Below are 16,691 nucleotides of genomic sequence, written 5' to 3'. Positions count from 1 at the left end.
ACGCTGGCTTATCCCTTTCCGCCGGCCAGTTTGGCAAAGGCCGCATCGGGGGTCAGCTCTTCCCGTTCCCCTGTGGCGCGGTTTTTCAATTCCACGATCCCCGCCTTCAATCCACGCGGACCCAGCATCAACTGCCAAGGCAGCCCCACCAGATCCATTTTGGCAAATTTGGCACCGGCGCGTTCGGATGTATCGTCATAAAGCACATCCACACCGGCCCGGCCCAGCTTTTCATAAAGATCATCGCAGGCCGCCGTACAATCGGCATCATTGCTCCGCAAATTGATCAGGCCAACATGCCAAGGCGCCACATTTTCTGGCCAGATGATGCCATTGTCATCATGGCTGGCTTCAATGATCGCCCCCACAAGCCGCGACACGCCAATGCCATAAGACCCCATATGGACGGGTATCTTCTCGCCGTCCGCACCTTGCACAATGGCGTTCATGGGTTCGGAATATTTGGTACCAAAATAGAAGATATGCCCCACTTCAATGCCACGACCGGTGATCAGCTTATGACCTTCGGGAACCCCGTTTGCCGTGGGTTCGTGCATTTCCTCGGTGGCCGCATAGCGGCTGGTCCAATTATCAACGATAGGCTGCAAATCGCCGTCATAATCCGTATCGTCAGCCGGAATATCCAAGCTGTTGAAATCATGATCATAAAATACAGCGCTTTCCCCGGTGGGGGCTAAAACGATGAATTCATGGCTCAGTTCGCCGCCAATGGGGCCGGTATCGGCGCGCATGGGAATGGCCCGCACCCCAAGCCGTGCAAACGTACGCAAATAGGCCACGAACATGCGGTTATAAGAACGCCGGGCCGCCTCTTCATCCAGATCGAAAGAATAATTGTCCTTCATCAGGAATTCACGCCCGCGCATCACGCCGAAACGGGGGCGGATCTCGTCACGGAATTTCCATTGGATCTGGTACAGGTTTTTCGGCAGGTCTTTGTAGCTTTTCACGCAATTACGGAAAATGTCCGTCACCTGCTCTTCATGGGTGGGACCAAACAGCATTTCCCGCTCATGGCGGTCCATCATGCGCAACATCTCCGGGCCATAGGCATCATAGCGCCCCGATTGCTTCCACAATTCGGCCTGCTGCACCGTGGGCATCAGAATTTCCTGTGCGCCCGCGCGATCCTGCTCCTCACGCACGATGCGCTCCACATTGCGCAACACTTTCAGGCCCAAGGGCAACCAATTATAGATACCCGCTGCCGATTGCCGAATCATGCCACTGCGTAGCATCAACCGATGAGAAACAATCTGGGCATCGGCCGGTGTTTCTTTCATCACCGGCAGGAAAAGTTTGGAGAGGCGCATAACTGGCGGAACTTTCTAGCTAGACCGTAAACTTGAAACGGAAAGGGGTCGCGTTGATGACCGATACCGGCTTTTGATCCTTTTGCCAAATTGTTGCGCCAAAGCGCAAACGCAATCTTCAGCCCTTTCACGCAAGGAAACAGCAAATTTGTGACAATTGCGCAACAGACCGGAGAAAGTTTCTCTATTTTTCCCTCAGAATGCTTGGCAGGCCGTGACAGAATGCCGCCCGTTGCGTAGCATTCATTTCGTCGTTGGATGGGCTCGAAAAGAAGCTTTGATACGACCCAAGTTCAGGGAGGGGAAAACTCTGAATTATAATGATAAAATCGCATGAAGCGATTTAATTCCGGCTTTAGAAACCGGGTTTATTCAAGGGCAAGGCCTCATGCAGGTCTTGCCCTTTTTTAATGATTTTCAAGGCAAAAATCAGGCTGGAAAGCGGCTTTTATCCATTGGAAATCCCGCTCCAATCCAATGTGACGGCCAGATAAAACACACCCCACAAAAGTGCGGCAATCACCGATGTTGCCGCAACCTTACGCCAGATCATCGGCTTAACGGGGGCACTTTCCGGCGTTCCGGGCACCACATCCTCGTCCGATTCTTCTTGAGACTGCACGCCCCACGGCAAGGCCATGAAAAAAATCAGCCACCAAAGAACAAGATAAACCAGCAATCCGGTTACAATGCTCATGATCAGACCTGCTCTATTTCAACGAGGGTTCCCATAAAGTCTTTGGGATGAAGGAACAAAACGGGCTTTCCATGGGCACCGATTTTCGGTTCTCCATCGCCCAAAACCCGCATGCCCTGCGCTTTCAGCTTGTCCCGCGCCGCATGGATATCGTCCACCTCGTAACAGAGATGATGGATGCCGCCCGCAGCATTGCGCTCGAGAAATTTGGCAATGGGGCTGTTTGCGCCCAAAGGATAAAGCAATTCGATCTTGGTATTGGGCAGGTCCACAAACACCGTGGTAACCCCATGATCGGGCTGGTCCACCGCTTCAGACACCGAGGCGCCAAGCGTATCGCGGTACACCGAAACAGCCGCATCCAGATCCGGCACTGCGATGGCCACATGGTTAAGCCGTCCGATCATCGCTTCTCTCCCTTATTGCCAACATCTTGCCTTTTTGAATGACCAGCCTTCAGACCAGCTCATCTTCGAACTGCACCACCCGCACATCCACTTGCGGATTCTTGCCGGTTTGCGTCCGAATCATCCGGCGCACGGCAATACGAATCGTTTCCGACAGGCGCTTTTCATCCATCCTGTCATTGCGTGAAAGACGCGACAGGCTTTTATCAATTTCCAGGTGCAGGTCTTCTTCCAGCGTGCTGTCGCCTTCCATACCGGGAATGCCCTGAGCAATGATTTCCGCATCCCCAAGGGGGGCTCCGTCCTCATCAACCATCAGAACAACCGCCAAAAAGCCGTTTTCCATCAATCGACGGCGGGCCTGCAGTGCCTCGCAAGCAACGGGAACCACCAGCTTGCCATCCAGAATCAAACGGCCACTGGGGGCTTGATCCACAATCTCTACGGGGCCGGGAGCCAAACGGATGATGTCGCCATTTTTGGGAGCCAATGTTTGCTTCACGCCCAAGGACGCTGCAAAAGCCGCATGATGTTTCAAATGCCGCGCCTCGCCATGCACCGGAATGGCGATCTGCGGCTTGATCCATTCATACATGCGCTTCAGTTCCGGACGCCCCGGATGACCCGATACATGAATATCCGCATCCCGCTCGGTGATGATATCCACATCCAAAAGCGCCAGCTTGTTCATCAAGCGCCCCAAGACCCGTTCATTACCGGGAATGATCTTGGAGGAAAAAATCACCGTATCGCCGGATGCCAAGGACAAATGCCGATGGTCCCCCGCCGCAATACGCGCCAACGCCGCCCGCGGCTCCCCCTGCCCGCCGGTGCACAATAACAGCACCTTATTGCGGGGTAGATGTTTCGCCTCTTCTTCCGAAACGGTTTGCGGCCAATCGGGCAAATAGCCGGTTTTCCGGGCGGCATCCACAATCCGGTGCATGGAACGGCCCGCCAATACAATTTTCCGGCTATGGCGATTGGCCACTTCCGCCACGGTTTTCAACCGTGCCGCATTGGATGCAAAAGTGGTGATGACCACGCGGCCCTCAAGCGTTCCCACCAAATCCAACAAGGCCTGTTTCACGGATTCTTCCGACCCCGACCGGCGGCTGTTAAACACATTGGTGCTGTCGCCGATCATGGCCAAAACACCCTCATCGCCGAGCTTATCCAATTCTGCAGGCGATGATGGCACGCCGATCTGCGGCTCATCATCCAGTTTCCAATCCCCGGTGTGGAACACCACGCCGTGCGGTGTTTCGATCTTCAGGCCATGGCCTTCGGGAATGGAATGGGCCAAGGGCACATAGGTGACGCGGAAGCACCCGGCGTCCAACGATCCGCCCACCGGCACCACATGCAGCGTCACCTCGTTCAGAATCCCGGCTTCCGCCAGCTTTCCCTTCACAAGTTCGGCAGTGAACGGCGTGGCATAGATGGGACAGCGCAATTTCGACCATAAATAAGGCACAGCGCCAATATGGTCTTCATGGCCATGGGTCAAAACCAGAGCCACAAGATCATCGCGGCGATCTTCGATAAAGCCCGGATCGGGAAAAATCAGATCAACGCCCGGCAGCCAATCATCGGCAAAGGTCATGCCGCAATCCACCATCAGCCATTGGCCCTTGCAGCCGAACAAATTCATATTCATGCCGATCTCGCCTGATCCGCCCAAGGGGCAAAACACCAGATCGTCTGTTTTCATACCGTCGAATGTCATCAATAAACTTTCAGTCTTCATCCAGCACAGGGACGCATTTATGGCTGTTTCGCTCGAACAGCAGCCGCATACCGGAAATTGTGAGATCATGATCCACATGGTCGATACTATCGGCACGACCATAGAATATTTTTGCAAGCCCGCCCGTTGCGATCACTTTCATATCGGGCGCATGTTCTCTTCTTAAGCGCATATTGATGCCGTCGATCAGTCCGACATACCCCCAAAACACACCGGACTGCATGGCCTCCAAAGTGGAAAGCCCGGTCACACGGTCGCTTGTGGGAGCCTCAACAGCAATCCGCGGCAATTTGGCAGCCGCTTCATGCAACGCTTTTAAAGACAAATTGATGCCGGGGCTAATCACCCCGCCCAAATAGGCGCCATCCTTGCCAATCACATCGAATGTGGTGGCGGTCCCGAAATCGACGATCACCAAAGGACCACCATAGATTTTATCCGCAGCCACCGCATTCACCAGGCGGTCGGCCCCCACTTCATCGGGATTATGCACACGCACATCAACGCCCAAATCCACCTTTGGATCGCCTACCACCAAAGGATCGCATTTAAAATAGCGGCGACATAACAGCACAAGATTGAGTTTACCTTGTGGCACGACAGTGGCCACCACGGCACCGTCAATATCAGCCACCGTCATATCCGATAATTTCAAAAGTGCGGAAATCCACACCATATATTCATCAGCCGTGCGTTTCTCCTCGGTAGAAATTCGCCATTTCCGGACGATCTTTTCTTCATCGAGAAGCGCGAAAACCGTATTCGTATTGCCTTGATCAATGGCCAAAAGCATGCGTCATGCCCCCTTCGCCAGAGGAAATACATCCCCTGCAGTTATCCGCTTTTGTGTCTGGTCTGGCAGGTCCAGCAATAAAGCGCCATCGCGATCCAAACCGGCAAACCGTCCCGTCAAGCTGCGATCATCCAACCGCACTTCTATCGCACCGCCAAGGCCGTACGCCCACATCAACCAATCACTGCGGATCGGCTCGAAACCAAAGCGTTCCCATTGGGACCGACGTGCCTGCAAGCGCAAGCTCAACACATCAAGAAACGCCATCGGGTCGATCTTTCGCCCCAAAGCTGCGCATAAAGACGTGGCAGGCCGTTCCACATTTTCAGGGGCTTCGGCCAGATTGACGCCCAGCCCGATCGCAACCCAGTCCCCTTCACTTTCCAGAAGGATACCGGCCAGTTTCACACCATCCAGCAACAGATCGTTGGGCCATTTACACCGCAAGCGTACCGCCAAGTCTTCTTCGAAATAAGAAAGCGCATCATGAAGCGCAAGGGCCGCAACAAAAGAGAGCTGGGCCCGTTCTGTCCCCGGACGGTTCGGGGTCAAAAGGCAGGTAACAAACAGATTTCCTGCTTTTGATTGCCAGACGCGCCCCCGGCGTCCGCGGCCTTGCGTCTGATGATCTGCGACAATCCATAAGGGGCCGGCCTCCCCCGAACGTGCGCGCCGCCGTGCCTCTTCATTGGTGCTATCAAGAGACACAAAATGCTGGCAACGCTCACCCGAAGGAAGCCTGATCATCCCGATCGTCAATTAGAACAACGACTGCGCGGCAAGGCCCGCTGCAAGCGTAAGGGGCCAGATCAGCAGCAAATGCAAGGGCGAATTGAGAGCCGCCGTAACAAAGCCCACATAGGCAATACCGCGATCTTTCAATGGTTCGATATTTTCATTCGGTTCGTCGAAATACATCAGCTTCACGATCCGAAGATAATAAACCGCAGCAACGGTGGAGGTGACAAAACCCACAACCGCAAGCCAGTACATCCCTGCCTCGACCACCGCCATAAACACATACAGCTTGGCGAAGAAGCCCGCGAGCAAGGGAATCCCCGCCAGCGAGAACATCAGGGTCGCCATGATGGCCGCTAATGCCGGGCGGGTTTTTGCAAGGCCCGCCAGATCGCTGATATCCTCGGTCAGGCCGTCTTTGCGGCGCATGCCAAGAATAACGGCAAAGGTTCCTGCCGTCATCAGCATGTAAATCGCCATATAGACCAGAACGCCCTGAACCCCGTCCACTGTGCCGGTGGCAAGGCCGGCCAGGGCAAAGCCCATATGCGCAATGGAGCTATAAGCCATCAAGCGCTTGATGTTGGTCTGCATCAATCCGGCGAACGCCCCCAGAATCATGGAAGCAACCGACAAGAAAACCACCACCTGCTGCCATTGCTGCGTCAGATCGGGGAAAGAGACGATCAGAGCCCGAACGAACAACGCCATGGCCGCAACCTTCGGGGCTGTCCCGAAAAAGACCGTGATCGGTGTCGGCGCACCCTCATAGACGTCGGGCGCCCACATATGAAATGGCACGGCAGATACCTTGAAGGCAAAGCCGGATATCAAAAACACAAGACCGAACAAAAGCCCAAGGCCGTTGGTGCCGCTGCCAATGCCATAAGCGGCGATCTCTGCAAAAGACGTGGAGCCGGTAAAGCCGTAAATCAGCGAAATACCGTACAGCATCATGCCGGAGCTCAAGGCCCCCAGAACAAAATATTTCAGGCCCGCTTCCGTAGATCGCAGCTTGTCGCGATTGAACGCGGCCAACACATAAAGCGCCAAGCTTTGCAGCTCCAGCCCGATATAAAGGGCCAGCATATCATTGGCGGACACCATCATCATCATGCCCAGAACGGCCAGAACGACAAGAACCGGATATTCAAAACGGGCAATGCCGCGTTCACGCATGAATTGGCCGGAAAGACCAAGGGCAAATACAGCCCCCGTCAATACCACCGACTTCATAAACAAGGCGAAGGCATCGGTCACAAACATTCCGCCGAATGCCAATTTTTGCTCTGCACCAGAGCCGATCATCACCAAAAAAGCCACGGCAAAGAGGCCGGATGCCAGCCATTTCAACAAACCATAGCTTTTATCGCCGCTAAACACGCCGATCATTAAAAGCCCCATGGCACCCACCGCGAGGATCAGTTCCGGCAGAACGGTAAGGACGTCTGACATGTTCAATGCGATCCTTTATTCTCATGGTCGACAGACGGCACAGCGGCCTGTCCGGTCAGCGGTTCGGTCATGGTTGTTGCAGCCACGTCTCCAACAGAGCCGCGATGGGCGCTCAACAAAGCCTCGACCGAAGGGTTGATAACATCGAAGAAGGGTTTCGGGTAAAAGCCCATCCACAAAACCACAGCAATCAACGGCGCGAAAATCGCAATCTCGCGGCCATTCAGATCCACCATGGCTTTCAGATCTTCTTTGAGCAATTCTCCAAAGAACAGACGGCGATATAGATACAGCATATAAGCCGCACCCAAAATCACCCCGATGGCAGCCACAAAGGCTATCCAGCTATCGCGCAGATATGCCCCGGTCAGTGCCAAGAACTCACCCACGAAGCCACTGGTGCCGGGAAGGCCCACAGCGCCAAGTGTAAAGATCATAAAGACCACGGCATATTTGGGCATGATATTCACCAGCCCGCCATAGCGTGAAATTTCCCGGGTATGTAGCCGGTCATACACCACGCCAACGCACAAGAACAATGCCGCAGAAACAACGCCGTGGCTCAGCATCTGGAAAATGCTGCCTTCAAGCCCTTGATCGTTCAGCGCGAAAATACCGATGGTCACAAAGCCCATATGCGCCACAGAGGAATAAGCAATCAGCTTTTTCATGTCCTCTTGCGCCAAGGCGACCAACGAGGTGTAGACCACGGCAATCATCGACAGCCCGAAGACCAACCAGGCAAAATACTCGGAGGCTTCCGGGAACATGGGGATAGAGAAGCGCAAAAAGCCATAGCCCCCCATTTTCAAAAGCACACCGGCCAAAATCACCGACCCTGCCGTGGGCGCTTCCACATGGGCATCAGGCAACCATGTATGCACCGGCCACATGGGCATCTTCACCGCAAAAGACGCAAAGAACGCCAGCCACAGCCATGTCTGGACATGGGCAGGGAAATCCGCCGCCATCAATGTGGGAATATCGGCCGTTCCCGCATCAATATACATCCACAAGATCGCCACCAGCATCAACAGGGAACCAAGCAGCGTATAAAGGAAGAATTTGAAGGATGCATAGATCCGTCGAGCGCCGCCCCACACACCGATGATCAGGAACATCGGGATAAGGCCACCTTCGAAGAACAGGTAGAACAGGAAGATATCTAAGGCGCCGAACACGCCAACCATCAATGATTCCATCACCAAAAAGGCAATCATATAATCTTTGACGCGTTTGGTGATGGACTGCCAGCTTGCCAGAATACACAAGGGCATCAGGAAGGCTGACAATACGATGAACAGCATGGAAATGCCGTCCACGCCCATTTTGTAGCGGATATTTTCACCGATCCAGGCATGGGATTCCACAAGTTGGAACCCCGCTTCGCCCACATCGAACATCCCCCACATGATCACCGCCAAAAGCAGTTCAGCCAAGGTGGTGAACAACGCCACATAGCGAATATTCTGTTGAGCCTGCTCACTGTCGCCACGAATGGTCAGGATCAGGAGTGCGCCAAAAAGCGGAACAAGCAATAGCGCGGTCAGGATGGGCCAATCAGCCATACCTTAAAACCCTCCCCCGGTAAGAACAAAATAGCTGATAACAATGGCAATCCCGATCAGCATGGCAAAGGCATAGTGGTAAACATAGCCAGACTGCAGGACACGGATCCGCTTTGCAGCCGCCAGAACGGTTGCCGCAATTCCATCCGGACCAAAGCCGTCGATGGTTTTCTGATCCCCGCGGATCCAGAGCACCCGGCCAAGCCAGAAGGCAGGGCGTACGAAAATGCGGTCATAAAGCTCGTCAAAATACCATTTGTTGAGCAGGAACTTATAAGCGCCGGGGAAGGTTGCAGCCATGGATTTGGGAATACCCGGCTTCACCACATAAAACAGCACCGACAACAAAAAGCCCAAGGCCATCATGCCCGTAGGCAGCCACTTGATCCAACCGGGAATATGATGGGCTTCATCCATCACATCACCATGGGAGGTGACAAGAGCCCCTGCCCAGAAATCAAAGCGGTCATGACCAATGAAATAATCCGAGAACACGAAACCGGCAGCAATGGCACCCACAGCCAGAATGGCCAGCGGCACCCACATCACAGCCGGGCTTTCATGCACATGGCTCATCACCTTTTCATCGGCACGCGGTGTGCCGTGGAAGGTCATGAACACCAGACGCCAGCTATAGAAACTGGTCATGAAAGCGGCCACGACAGTCATCAGGAAGCCGAAACTGCCCATGCTGTTATGGGTGGCAAACGCCGCTTCGATAATCATGTCCTTGGAGAAGAACCCGGCGGTATAGGGAAAGCCCGTCAGGGCCAATGTGCCCACCATCATCATCACATAGGTCAGCGGAATCATCTTCGACAATCCGCCCATCTTGCGCATGTCTTGCTCGTCAGACATGGCGTGGATCACCGACCCCGCGCCAAGGAACAACAGCGCTTTGAAAAAGGCATGGGTGAACAGGTGGAAAATCGCAGCCCCATAAGCCGATGCGCCAATGGCAACGAACATATAGCCGAGCTGGGAACAGGTGGAATAGGCAATCACCCGCTTGATATCGTTTTGCACCAGACCAACAGAGGCGGCGAAAAAGGCCGTTGCGCCACCAATCACCATAATCAGCGTCATGGCACCGGGCGCCAGTTCCAGAATTGGCGACATACGCGCCATCAAGAACACGCCCGCCGTCACCATGGTGGCGGCATGGATCAATGCCGAAACGGGGGTCGGGCCCTCCATGGCATCGGGCAGCCATGTGTGCAGGAATAGCTGCGCGGATTTCCCCATCGCCCCGATGAACAACAAAACGGCAATGGTGGTCAGCGCATGGACCTCATAGCCCAGGAAGATGAACCGCGCATCGGCAACCCCGTCAAGGCTTGCAAAGATATCCGCAAACACCACGCTGCCGGTCAGCATGAACAGCGCAAAAATACCCAGGCTGAAGCCGAAATCGCCAACCCGGTTGACAACGAAAGCCTTGATGGCAGCGGCATTGGCACTGGGCTTTTTGAACCAGAAACCGATCAGAAGATAAGAGGCAAGCCCCACGCCTTCCCAACCAAAGAACATCTGCACCAGATTGTCAGAGGTCACCAGCATCAGCATGGCAAAGGTAAACAATGACAAATAGGCGAAGAAGCGGCTGCGGTGCGGATCATGGCTCATATAGCCAATAGAATACCAGTGGACCAAAGCCGACACGGTGTTGACCACCACCAGCATGACAGCCGTCAATGTGTCGATATTCAGCACCCAATCGAACGACAATGTGCCTGAACGCACCCATTCCAACACCAGAATTCGGTATTGGTTATGATCGAAGGCAACGTCTTTCAGGGCAAAGGCCGAAAGAACGGCAGACAATGTAACGAGACCCGTGGTCACCCCCATGGCCCCGCGATCCCCCAAACGCCGACCAAACAGCCCGGCGATCAGGAAGCCCAAAAGTGGGCCAAAAACGATAATATGGAACTGCGACATCAATATCAGCCTTGCATCTGATTGATCTGTTCGACCTCGATATTTCCGCGATTTCGGAAATACACCACGAGGATCGCCAGCCCGATCGCGGCTTCAGCCGCCGCAACCGTAAGAACAAACATGGCAAAAACCTGCCCTGCCAAATCGTTGAGGAAAGACGAGAAGGCAACAAAGTTGATATTCACCGCCAGCAGCATCAACTCGATAGACATCAAGATGATGATGACATTCTTTCTGTTCAGGAAAATTCCGAAAATTCCCATTGTGAACAAAAGTGCTGAAACGATGAGATAATGGCCGAGACCGATCTCCATGAGTGCGTCCTTGCTTCGAGCTTTCCCAATAGCAGGCGAGGCTTAAAGCCCCTCGCCCACCTTGACTTTCTTGATTTCGATAGCCGTCTGTGGCGTCCGGCGGTTTTGCTGCGAGATATTCTGACGCTTCACGCCCTCACGGGTACGCAAGGTCAAGACAATCGCACCGATCATGGCAATCAACAACACGATCCCCGCCGCCTGGAAGGCATAGATATATTGTGTGTATAAAACCGCGCCCAATGCCTCGGTATTGGTCAGATCAGGTGCAGCGGCCACAGCCGGGGTTCCAATGATTTCCGGAGCCACCTGCCACACGCCCACCACCATGATCAGTTCCACCAGAACGATCAGGCCAATCAACGCGCCAATGGGCAGATATTGCAAAAACCCTTCGCGCATTTCGGTGTAATTGATGTCCAGCATCATCACCACGAACAAAAACAGCACCGCCACCGCGCCCACATAGATAATGATCAGCAGCATCGCCAGAAATTCAGCGCCCAGCAGCAAAAACAACCCTGAGGCATTGAAAAAGGCAAGGATCAAAAACAGCACGGAATGAACCGGGTTTTTCGATGCGATCACCATAAATCCGGAAAACACAGTGATCGACGCAAACAGATAGAATGCCAAAGCGGTCAAACTCATACCGCCCCCTCCTCTGTCTTATTTGCGATAGATGCGGTGCACATGATGCGCCCCCTGATAATCGGCATGAACAGCCCGTTGTCGTTTATCCGCGCGGCAAAACCGGCGGCCTGATGTCTAGCGATAAGGTGCGTCTTGCGCAAGATTTGCTGCAATTTCACGCTCCCAGCGGTCGCCATTGTCCAAAAGTTTGGCCTTGTCATACAAAAGCTCTTCGCGGCTTTCCGTGGCAAATTCAAAGTTCGGTCCCTCAACGATGGCATCCACAGGGCAGGCTTCTTGGCACAAGCCGCAATAAATGCACTTCACCATATCGATGTCATAGCGCGTGGTGCGGCGGCTGCCATCTTCACGCGGTTCCGCTTCAATGGTGATGGCAAGAGCCGGGCAAATGGCCTCGCACAGCTTGCACGCAATACAGCGCTCTTCCCCGTTGGGATACCGCCGCAATGCATGTTCTCCGCGAAAACGTGCCGAAAGGCGCCCCTTTTCATAAGGATAGTTCAGCGTTGTTTTCGGTTTGAACATATAGCGAAATGTCAGCGCCATCGCTTTCACGAATTCCACCAAAAGGAAGCTGCGCGCCGTTCTGTCTAGGAAGGCAATCATGATTTATCCGGCCCTCTCACTTACCGATATAGCCAAAGGCTACGCCCCAGCCGGTGTAGAACACCACCGCTGCCAACGAAACCGGCAAAAATACTTTCCAGCCCAAGCGCATCAACTGATCATAGCGATAGCGCGGAACTGTCGCCTTCACCCAAGCGAAGATGAAGAAGAAGAAACAGATCTTGGCGATCATCCACAAAGGCCCGGGAATGAAATCCAGTGCCGGGATCGGAGCATACCATCCGCCAAAGAACAGCACCGAGCTAAGGGCGCACATCAGCAAGATATTGCCATATTCCCCCAACCAGAACAGCGCAAAGGCCATGGAGCTGTATTCCACCTGATAGCCCGCAACCAGTTCCGCTTCCGCCTCTGGAAGATCGAATGGCGGACGGTTGGTTTCCGCCATGGCCGAGATCAGGAAGATCACGAACATCGGGAAGAACCACAAGAAGTTCCAGTTCCATATACCGCCGGACTGCATATGCACAAGTTCGGAAAGCGACGGTGACCCTGCATAGCTGATCACGGTAACCAGCACAAAGCCCATGGACACTTCATAAGACACCATTTGCGCCGCAGACCGCAGCCCGCCAAGAAACGCATAGCGCGAATTGGAAGCCCAGCCCGCCATGATGATGCCGTACACACCAAGCGAGGAAATGGCGAAAATATAGAAGATCCCCACATTGATATCGGCCAGCACCGCGCCTTCACCCCAGGGGATCACTGCCCAGCCGATCAAAGCCAACACAAAGGTCAGCATCGGCGCCAGAATGAAGATACCCTTATTCGCGCCTGCGGGAACAATGGTTTCCTTGATGAAAAGTTTCAAACCATCGGCAAAACTTTGCAGCAAGCCAAAGGGGCCCACCACATTGGGGCCGCGGCGAAGCTGCATGGCCGCCCAGATCTTACGATCCGCATAGACTGCAAAGGCAACCCCAACCAACAAAGGGGCCACAATCACCAAAATCCAGGTGATAATAGAGAAAAACCAGGCGGCATCAGTGCCGCCATAAAGACCGGCGAGCCATTCAACCATGGGTTCCTGTCGCCTCCCCTTTGCTGCGTTTCAACGCGCTACATTCCGCCATCGTGTCTGAGGCCCGCGCAATCGGATTGGTTTGATAAAAATCATGGATCGGCAAGGCAATCGGTCCCCGCGCAATGTCGCCCGGTTCCCCGAAATCACCCCATGCCGCCTTAGGCAGGCTGTCGATGTCCATAAGATGCGGCAGCTCTTTATAAAGGGCGGCCCGCAAGGCATCAAAGCTGTCGAACGGCAGGGTTTTCCCCAAAACATCCGACAAGGCACGGAAAATGGTCCAATCCTCACGCGCATCACCCGGCGGGAAATTCGCCCGCTCGCCCATCTGCACACGGCCTTCCATATTGATATAAAGGCCGGATTTTTCCGTATAGGCTGCTGCAGGAAGAACCACATCCGCATGGCGCACGCCATGATCGCCGTGGCTGCCAATATAAACGGTGAAGCAATCCTGAAGCGCCGAGCTGTCAATCTCGTCCACACCCAGCAAGAACGCCGCTTTTACCGTGCCTGCTTTGGCATCATCCAAAATACCGCGCACGCCACCCGGAGCGACCAATCCAAGGTCCAGCGCTCCAACACGCGAAGCAGCGGTGGGAAGGACATTAAAACCGTTCCAGTCTTCGGTAATCAGGCCGAATGTCTCGGCAATATCATGGACGGCTTTCAGGATGTGCGCGCCGTCTTGCCGCGCCAAAGCACCCTCGCCCACGATAATCATCGGGCGTTTGGCAGCTTGGAGGCGATCGGCCAGAGAATGCTTGCCCGCAAGAATATCCGCGAGAATCGCCGCATCGTCGCCCGCCTGCTCAACCGGATAGGTGAGATCATGGGCCGGACCGATATTGGACACTTTCAGACCGCGATGGCGGGTGGATTTCAGAATGCGGGCATTGACGATGGTGGCCTCATGCCGTGGATTGGTGCCCACAAGCAAACAGAAATCCGCCTCTTCAATGCCGGCAATGCCGCTATTGAACAGATAGGATGCCCGGTTCGACACATCATAAGCCGCACCGGATTGCCGCGCTTCAATGCGTGTTGCGCCCAGGCCCTTAAGCAATTCGCGGAACGCATACATACCTTCCAGTTCATTGAGATCGCCGACAAGACCTGCAATCTGCGTGCCGTCCAACCCCGCCAGACCGGTATTGATCGCCGCAAAAGCCTCGACCCAGCTTGCTTCCACCAGCGTCCCGTCTTTCTTCACATAAGGACGGTCGAGACGGCTCTTTAAAAGGCCGTCATAGGCAAAGCGGGTTTTGTCGGAAATCCATTCTTCATTCACGTCGTCATGGTTGCGCGGCAATATCCGCATCACCTGACGCCCACGGGTATCGATGCGGATGTTCGAGCCAACCGCATCCATCACATCGATGGACTCTGTTTTCGCCAATTCCCAAGGACGGGCATTGAAAGCATAGGGCTTGGAGGTAAGGGCTCCCACCGGGCAGAGATCAATCACATTGCCCTGAAGCTCGCTTTCCATCGCCTGCTCAAGGAAAGTGGTGATCTGCATATTCTCGCCGCGATAGATGGCGCCCAGTTCCGTTGTGCCGGCGACTTCCTCGGAAAAGCGAATGCAACGGGTACAATGAATACAACGGGTCATGATGGTTTTCACCAATGGCCCCATATTCTTTTCCGTTACCGCCCGCTTGTTTTCGTCAAAGCGGTTTTTGCCCCGGCCATAAGCCATGGTTTCATCTTGCAAATCGCATTCGCCGCCCTGATCGCAGATGGGGCAATCCAGCGGATGGTTAATCAGCAAAAATTCCAGCACACCTTCGCGGGCTTTTTTCACCTGCGGCGTATTGGTGTGGATGACCATGCCATCCCCCGCAGGCATCGCACAGGAAGCGATGGGCTTGGGGGAGCGTTCCATCTCCACAAGACACATGCGGCAGTTTCCTGCGATGGACAGCCGCTCATGGTAGCAAAAGCGAGGAATTTCCGCGCCTGCTTCTTCACAGGCCTGCAACACCGTCGATCCGGGTGCAACCTCGATTTCCTTGCCGTCAATTGTCAGCTTCGGCATTGGCTCTTCTCTGTTACAGCGCCCGACACTGGGCGACTCTCCGTCGAACTTACTCGGCAGCCTCGATCTGGCGACCATGATACACATCGATCCGGCGCTCTATTTCCGGCCGGAAATGACGGATCAATCCCTGAATGGGCCACGCCGCCGCATCGCCAAGCGCGCAAATGGTGTGTCCCTCGACTTGCTTGGTAACATCCAGCAGCATGTCGATTTCTTCTTTTTCCGCCTGCCCCACGGCCAGACGTTCCATAACACGCCACATCCAGCCGGTGCCTTCCCGGCATGGCGTGCACTGGCCGCAGGATTCGTGCTTATAAAAATAGCTCAACCGTGCGATGGCTTTCACAATATCGGTGGTTTTATCCATCACGATAACCGCCGCCGTGCCAAGCCCGGACTTCACTTCTTTCAAAGAATCGAAATCCATCAAGACATCATCACAAATGGATTTGGGCAGCAAAGGCACTGAAGATCCGCCGGGAATAACGGCCAGCAGATTGTCCCAGCCACCGCGCACGCCCCCTGCATGTTTTTCAATCAGTTCACGCAGCGGAATACCCATTTCTTCTTCCACATTGCACGGCGTGTTCACATGCCCTGAAATACAGAAGATCTTGGTGCCGGTATTGTTCGGGCGACCAAGGCCCGCGAACCAACTTGCCCCGCGACGCAAAATGGTCGGCGCAACAGCAATGGATTCCACATTGTTCACGGTGGTCGGGCAGCCAAACACGCCCACATTGGCAGGGAAAGGCGGCTTCAGCCGTGGCTGGCCTTTTTTCCCTTCAAGGCTTTCAATAAGTGCCGTTTCTTCGCCGCAGATATAAGCGCCTGCGCCGCGATGCACATACACATCGAAATCATAGCCGGAACCGCATGCGTTTTTGCCCAGAAAGCCTTTTTCATAGGCCTGGGCCACTGCAGCATTTAGCCGTTCCGCCTCGAGATAAAATTCGCCGCGCACATAAATATAAGCGGCTTTCGCCCGCATGGCATATCCGGCGATCAATGCCCCTTCCACCAGCTTTTGCGGATCATGGCGCATGATTTCACGGTCTTTGCATGTGCCCGGCTCGGATTCATCGGCGTTGATCACCAGATAGCTGGGACGCCCGTCCTTTGATTCCTTGGGCATGAACGACCATTTGACACCCGTGGGAAAGCCCGCACCGCCACGCCCGCGCAATCCGGATTCTTTCATCTGGTCGATGATCCAGTCCTGCCCTTTGGCGAGAATATCTTTGGTGCCGTCCCAATCGCCACGCTTCATGGCGGCATCGATGCCCCAAGACTGGAAGCCATAGATATTGGTGAAGATGCGGTCTTGATCTTTCAGCATCAC

The 16,691-nt window shown here is 54.3% G+C and carries 15 protein-coding genes; all 15 read right to left on the bottom strand.

What is annotated here, in order from left to right; all coding sequences use genetic code 11:
- Nucleotides 1-8: 8 nt before the first annotated feature.
- The 15 genes from proS to nuoF all read right to left on the bottom strand — a co-directional run bounded on the left by proS (nt 9) and on the right by nuoF (nt 16,688).
- Nucleotides 9-1,334, bottom strand: a complete 1,326-nt coding sequence (proS, locus tag IEX96_RS01970) for a proline--tRNA ligase (protein WP_188873382.1) — start codon at nt 1,332-1,334, stop codon at nt 9-11.
- Between the two features lie 448 nt (nt 1,335-1,782).
- Entirely contained in the window at nt 1,783-2,031 is a 249-nt protein-coding gene (locus tag IEX96_RS01965; RefSeq protein WP_150006126.1) for a DUF1467 family protein, read from the bottom strand.
- Nucleotides 2,032-2,033: 2 nt separating this feature from the next.
- On the bottom strand, nt 2,034-2,438 hold the full coding sequence (mce, locus tag IEX96_RS01960) for a methylmalonyl-CoA epimerase (RefSeq protein WP_150006125.1): 405 nt from the start codon (nt 2,436-2,438) through the stop codon (nt 2,034-2,036).
- A 49-nt stretch (nt 2,439-2,487) separates the two neighbouring features.
- Complete coding sequence (locus IEX96_RS01955; protein ID WP_229773465.1) at nt 2,488-4,188, bottom strand: ribonuclease J; 1,701 nt, start codon at nt 4,186-4,188, stop codon at nt 2,488-2,490.
- On the bottom strand, nt 4,178-4,981 hold the full coding sequence (locus IEX96_RS01950; protein WP_150006124.1) for a type III pantothenate kinase: 804 nt from the start codon (nt 4,979-4,981) through the stop codon (nt 4,178-4,180). Before IEX96_RS01950 ends, IEX96_RS01955 begins: the two co-directional genes overlap by 11 nt.
- A gap of 3 nt (nt 4,982-4,984) precedes the next feature.
- Nucleotides 4,985-5,728 (bottom strand): biotin--[acetyl-CoA-carboxylase] ligase, encoded by a 744-nt coding sequence (locus IEX96_RS01945; protein WP_150006123.1) that lies wholly within the window; start codon nt 5,726-5,728, stop codon nt 4,985-4,987.
- 12 nt (nt 5,729-5,740) lie between these two features.
- Entirely contained in the window at nt 5,741-7,174 is a 1,434-nt protein-coding gene (nuoN, locus tag IEX96_RS01940; protein ID WP_150006122.1) for an NADH-quinone oxidoreductase subunit NuoN, read from the bottom strand.
- 2 nt (nt 7,175-7,176) lie between these two features.
- Nucleotides 7,177-8,742, bottom strand: a complete 1,566-nt coding sequence (locus IEX96_RS01935) for an NADH-quinone oxidoreductase subunit M (protein WP_188873381.1) — start codon at nt 8,740-8,742, stop codon at nt 7,177-7,179.
- Between the two features lie 3 nt (nt 8,743-8,745).
- Nucleotides 8,746-10,683 carry an NADH-quinone oxidoreductase subunit L gene (nuoL, locus tag IEX96_RS01930; RefSeq protein WP_150006121.1) on the bottom strand — a complete coding sequence of 646 codons (1,938 nt, stop codon included), beginning with the start codon at nt 10,681-10,683 and terminating at the stop codon, nt 8,746-8,748.
- Nucleotides 10,684-10,688: 5 nt separating this feature from the next.
- Entirely contained in the window at nt 10,689-10,997 is a 309-nt protein-coding gene (nuoK, locus tag IEX96_RS01925) for an NADH-quinone oxidoreductase subunit NuoK (protein ID WP_149999324.1), read from the bottom strand.
- A gap of 42 nt (nt 10,998-11,039) precedes the next feature.
- Nucleotides 11,040-11,648 (bottom strand): NADH-quinone oxidoreductase subunit J, encoded by a 609-nt coding sequence (locus IEX96_RS01920; protein WP_150006120.1) that lies wholly within the window; start codon nt 11,646-11,648, stop codon nt 11,040-11,042.
- Nucleotides 11,649-11,765: 117 nt separating this feature from the next.
- On the bottom strand, nt 11,766-12,257 hold the full coding sequence (nuoI, locus tag IEX96_RS01915; protein ID WP_210431130.1) for an NADH-quinone oxidoreductase subunit NuoI: 492 nt from the start codon (nt 12,255-12,257) through the stop codon (nt 11,766-11,768).
- A 16-nt stretch (nt 12,258-12,273) separates the two neighbouring features.
- A complete protein-coding gene (gene nuoH, locus IEX96_RS01910) occupies nt 12,274-13,302 on the bottom strand; it encodes an NADH-quinone oxidoreductase subunit NuoH (RefSeq protein ID WP_150006119.1) in 1,029 nt (342 codons plus the stop codon).
- Entirely contained in the window at nt 13,295-15,346 is a 2,052-nt protein-coding gene (gene nuoG, locus IEX96_RS01905; protein WP_150006118.1) for an NADH-quinone oxidoreductase subunit NuoG, read from the bottom strand. Before nuoG ends, nuoH begins: the two co-directional genes overlap by 8 nt.
- A 49-nt stretch (nt 15,347-15,395) precedes the next feature.
- Nucleotides 15,396-16,688, bottom strand: a complete 1,293-nt coding sequence (gene nuoF, locus IEX96_RS01900) for an NADH-quinone oxidoreductase subunit NuoF (protein WP_188873380.1) — start codon at nt 16,686-16,688, stop codon at nt 15,396-15,398.
- Between the last annotated feature and the right edge of the window lie 3 nt (nt 16,689-16,691).

It is taken from the genome of Iodidimonas muriae, from assembly GCF_014647255.1.
Lineage (GTDB): Bacteria > Pseudomonadota > Alphaproteobacteria > Sphingomonadales > Rhodothalassiaceae > Iodidimonas > Iodidimonas muriae.
The sequence above is the reverse complement of the archived record's forward strand: the minus strand, read 5'-3'. Positions and strand labels throughout refer to the sequence as shown.

Bases quoted from the DNA above. Each gene is read 5' to 3' on its own strand.
- proS (WP_188873382.1), bottom strand. From the start codon at position 1,334: ATGCGCCTCTCCAAACTTTTCCTGCCGGTGATGAAAGAAACACCGGCC.
- IEX96_RS01965 (WP_150006126.1), bottom strand. From the start codon at position 2,031: ATGAGCATTGTAACCGGATTGCTGGTTTATCTTGTTCTTTGGTGGCTG.
- mce (WP_150006125.1), bottom strand. From the start codon at position 2,438: ATGATCGGACGGCTTAACCATGTGGCCATCGCAGTGCCGGATCTGGAT.
- IEX96_RS01955 (WP_229773465.1), bottom strand. From the start codon at position 4,188: ATGAAGACTGAAAGTTTATTGATGACATTCGACGGTATGAAAACAGAC.
- IEX96_RS01950 (WP_150006124.1), bottom strand. From the start codon at position 4,981: ATGCTTTTGGCCATTGATCAAGGCAATACGAATACGGTTTTCGCGCTT.
- IEX96_RS01945 (WP_150006123.1), bottom strand. From the start codon at position 5,728: ATGATCAGGCTTCCTTCGGGTGAGCGTTGCCAGCATTTTGTGTCTCTT.
- nuoN (WP_150006122.1), bottom strand. From the start codon at position 7,174: ATGTCAGACGTCCTTACCGTTCTGCCGGAACTGATCCTCGCGGTGGGT.
- IEX96_RS01935 (WP_188873381.1), bottom strand. From the start codon at position 8,742: ATGGCTGATTGGCCCATCCTGACCGCGCTATTGCTTGTTCCGCTTTTT.
- nuoL (WP_150006121.1), bottom strand. From the start codon at position 10,683: ATGTCGCAGTTCCATATTATCGTTTTTGGCCCACTTTTGGGCTTCCTG.
- nuoK (WP_149999324.1), bottom strand. From the start codon at position 10,997: ATGGAGATCGGTCTCGGCCATTATCTCATCGTTTCAGCACTTTTGTTC.
- IEX96_RS01920 (WP_150006120.1), bottom strand. From the start codon at position 11,648: ATGAGTTTGACCGCTTTGGCATTCTATCTGTTTGCGTCGATCACTGTG.
- nuoI (WP_210431130.1), bottom strand. From the start codon at position 12,257: ATGATTGCCTTCCTAGACAGAACGGCGCGCAGCTTCCTTTTGGTGGAA.
- nuoH (WP_150006119.1), bottom strand. From the start codon at position 13,302: ATGGTTGAATGGCTCGCCGGTCTTTATGGCGGCACTGATGCCGCCTGG.
- nuoG (WP_150006118.1), bottom strand. From the start codon at position 15,346: ATGCCGAAGCTGACAATTGACGGCAAGGAAATCGAGGTTGCACCCGGA.
- nuoF (WP_188873380.1), bottom strand. From the start codon at position 16,688: ATGCTGAAAGATCAAGACCGCATCTTCACCAATATCTATGGCTTCCAG.